2 protein-coding genes are annotated in these 3,650 nt (G+C 42.0%); both read right to left on the bottom strand.

Going from position 1 to position 3,650, the window contains the following annotated elements:
• Positions 1–67: 67 nt before the first annotated feature.
• On the bottom strand, positions 68–685 hold the full coding sequence (locus tag CAP50_RS12470; protein WP_172953136.1) for a protein rep: 618 nt from the start codon (positions 683–685) through the stop codon (positions 68–70).
• A 935-nt stretch (positions 686–1,620) separates the two neighbouring features.
• Entirely contained in the window at positions 1,621–2,727 is a 1,107-nt protein-coding gene (locus tag CAP50_RS12475) for a protein rep (protein ID WP_241900773.1), read from the bottom strand.
• Positions 2,728–3,650 lie beyond the last annotated feature (923 nt).

A 3,650-nucleotide genomic window follows, 5' to 3' on the forward strand; every position in this document is an offset into this window, starting at 1 on the left:
GTTTAACGGTTCTAATATCAACTTGCGGCACATAATCTACACGCAGACAATCAGCCCAAAGCTTTTGTCACCGTTGACGCTTGATAYAGTTCTTACCAGAGAAGTAGGACGGCTTGACCATCAAAATAACGTGAAAGTGCGGGTGTGCGTGGGTGTTCTTGGTCTTGGGGCAATAGAGAATGGGGTCTTTTTTGTTCTTGCGTTTGAGCTTGGGGCGTGTGACTTCCGTTGTGCGTACCCAGCCTTCAACGCCTGATATAAACTCTTTACGCTTAATCAACCGTTGCCATGATTTGTTCATGTGCTGCAAGGTTTCGCGCAAGTCCTCAATTTTTGGGTTTCTCACAGTCAGCGTCAAAAACACAAAGCGGTGTGTCGGGTGAGTCTGCATGATTTCATCGTATGTCTTATACATCAGGGCTTTCCAAAGTAATGACCTACGCCATTGGCACATGCCGCAGTAACGAACACGGCAAAAACAGGCTTGCTTTAGCACCAATCCATTAACTTCATTAAATCCGAACTTGAGCCACCCACTACAATCCGTCATACGTTCGCTGTAACGCTCAAATTCGCACTCTATGGCGTACATTTCTTGAATGATAAGGGTATCTAGCCTGTGCTTGTCCCAAACGCTGTCACGGGCAGATACGGACGCTAGAGAGACATCTACACCATCGGGCAAATCGTTATCGTAAAGAAAATCTACTAATTCGGGCGAGGGCACACTAGGTATGCTTTTTTTCTTGACAGGGGATGCGTGATTTGGGAACATAAATAAAGACCTTGTATTCGTTTGTTTCTAGACAATTCCAACGATACGAGGTTTTTTTATACCAGTCAATTTGTTTTTGATCTGTTTTTCCAAATGTTATTTTCTTTAAACCCTTATTTTATATAGCCTAAGCGCAATTATTACCCCTATTTTTAATCCGCTACTTATCCCTAATGTATCAAGTAAAGGAAAAAACGCCCAAAATCACCCCTATTTTTGGATCAAAATTGGCAAATCACGCAACCATCACTCAGCATAATTCACCCCAAATAAGCCAAAAATAAAGCCGTATTGGATACGTCACTACTTTTCGGTAGTGACGTATCCAATACGGCAATTATCAAAATCTCAATGAATTAGGGCTGATTACCCACACACCCAAGCCAATCTTTTTAACTGATTATGTCATAGTATCAAGGTAGTATTTTGGCAAAAAAGACTGCCAAAATCTCCACCTTGACACCATGCCCTAACCAGTTTTTTTGTGGCTATGGGTTGCGATGGGTAGCAATGTTTTTAACCCCGTAGGGCGATGTTTTGATTTTATAAATGGTTGACCGGAAGGGATAAACATTTGTAAAGTCGAAAACTCGCTCTTATCTAAAAAGACAGATAAGAGATAAAAGCAAAACTACGAAAAGACTCTATCGTGCCGATGGCAAAGTATTGATACACACACTACGCAACTGGTTGCAAACGCTACAGACCATACGGCACAAGGGATTGCTTGTACCACAAATGGACTGCACGCTGTACCACAAATCATCAAAAAAACACCCCTTAGCCCAGCAGGGGTAAGGGGTTACGTGTACGACAAGGTGATTTTATTTTAGGCTTAATTTTGCTTACTCGTTATGAATTGGGTTATACAGATAACCACCCTTTGATTTAAACCACGTAAAATTCAATCTACGGTCATCGGTTTCGATCACTTCATCATCGTTGCCCGTATCAATCAAATCATCATTAGTAATTGCGTCATCAGGTTTCAAGGCATTTTTAAGCAGTCCGCCAGTAGCAACAAATCTCAATCGGTGCGTTTGGCGTGTCAGCTCATAAAACCATTCTCTAGCTTTTGGGTCTTGATTGTCGTGCATGATATCATCAGGCTTAACCGCATATTTTAAGGTTTCAGCAATTGCCCCACGCATACCGTCATCATCAGCGCCCTTTTTCGGTTTAACGGTTCTAATATCAACTTGCGGCACATAATCAACACGCAGACAATCAGCCCAAAGCTCTTGCCACCGTTGACGCTTGATATAGTTCTTACCAGAGAAGTAGGACGGCTTGACCATCAAAATAACGTGAAAGTGCGGGTGTGCGTGGGTGTTCTTGGTCTTGGGGCAATAGAGAATGGGGTCTTTTTTGTTCTTGCGTTTGAGCTTGGGGCGTGTGACTTCCGTTGTGCGTACCCAGCCTTCAACGCCTGATATAAACTCTTTACGCTTAATCAACCGTTGCCATGATTTGTTCATGTGCTGCAAGGTTTCGCGCAAGTCCTCAATTTTTGGGTTTCTCACAGTCAGCGTCAAAAACACAAAGCGGTGTGTCGGGTGAGTCTGCATGATTTCATCGTATGTCTTATACATCAGGGCTTTCCAAAGTAATGACCTACGCCATTGGCACATGCCGCAGTAACGAACACGGCAAAAACAGGCTTGCTTTAGCACCAATCCATTAACTTCATTAAATCCGAACTTGAGCCACCCACTACAATCCGTCATACGTTCGCTGTAACGCTCAAATTCGCACTCTATGGCGTACATTTCTTGAATGATAAGGGTATCTAGCCTGTGCTTGTCCCAAACGCTGTCACGGGCAGATACGGACGCTAGAGAGACATCTACACCATCGGGCAAATCGTTATCGTAAAGAAAATCTACTAATTCGGGCGAGGGCACACTAGGTATGCTTTTTTTCTTGACAGGGGATGCGTGATTTGGGAACATAAATAAAGACCTTGTATTCGTTTGTTTCTAGACAATTCCAACGATACGAGGTTTTTTTATACCAGTCAATTTGTTTTTGATCTGTTTTTCCAAATGTTATTTTCTTTAAACCCTTATTTTATATAGCCTAAGCGCAATTATTACCCCTATTTTTAATCCGCTACTTATCCCTAATGTATCAAGTAAAGGAAAAAACGCCCAAAATCACCCCTATTTTTGGATCAAAATTGGCAAATCACGCAACCATCACTCAGCATAATTCACCCCAAATAAGCCAAAAATAAAGCCGTATTGGATACGTCACTACTTTTCGGTAGTGACGTATCCAATACGGCAATTATCAAAATCTCAATGAATTAGGGCTGATTACCCACACACCCAAGCCAATCTTTTTAACTGATTATGTCATAGTATCAAGGTAGTATTTTGGCAAAAAAGACTGCCAAAATCTCCACCTTGACACCATGCCCTAACCAGTTTTTTTGTGGCTATGGGTTGCGATGGGTAGCAATGTTTTTAACCCCGTAGGGCGATGTTTTGATTTTATAAATGGTTGACCGGAAGGGATAAACATTTGTAAAGTCGAAAACTCGCTCTTATCTAAAAAGACAGATAAGAGATAAAAGCAAAACTACGAAAAGACTCTATCGTGCCGATGGCAAAGTATTGATACACACACTACGCAACTGGTTGCAAACGCTACAGACCATACGGCACAAGGGATTGCTTGTACCACAAATGGACTGCACGCTGTACCACAAATCATCAAAAAAACACCCCTTAGCCCAGCAGGGGTAAGGGGTTACGTGTACGACAAGGTGATTTTATTTTAGGCTTAATTTTGCTTACTCGTTATGAATTGGGTTATACAGATAACCACCCTTTGATTTAAACCACGTAAAATTCAATCTACGGTCATCGGT

Source organism: Psychrobacter sp. L7 (assembly GCF_002810365.1).
Lineage (GTDB): Bacteria > Pseudomonadota > Gammaproteobacteria > Pseudomonadales > Moraxellaceae > Psychrobacter > Psychrobacter celer.

Excerpts from the sequence above, each read along its gene's own strand:
- CAP50_RS12475 (WP_241900773.1), bottom strand. The coding sequence starts at position 2,727 with ATGTTCCCAAATCACGCATCCCCTGTCAAGAAAAAAAGCATACCTAGT.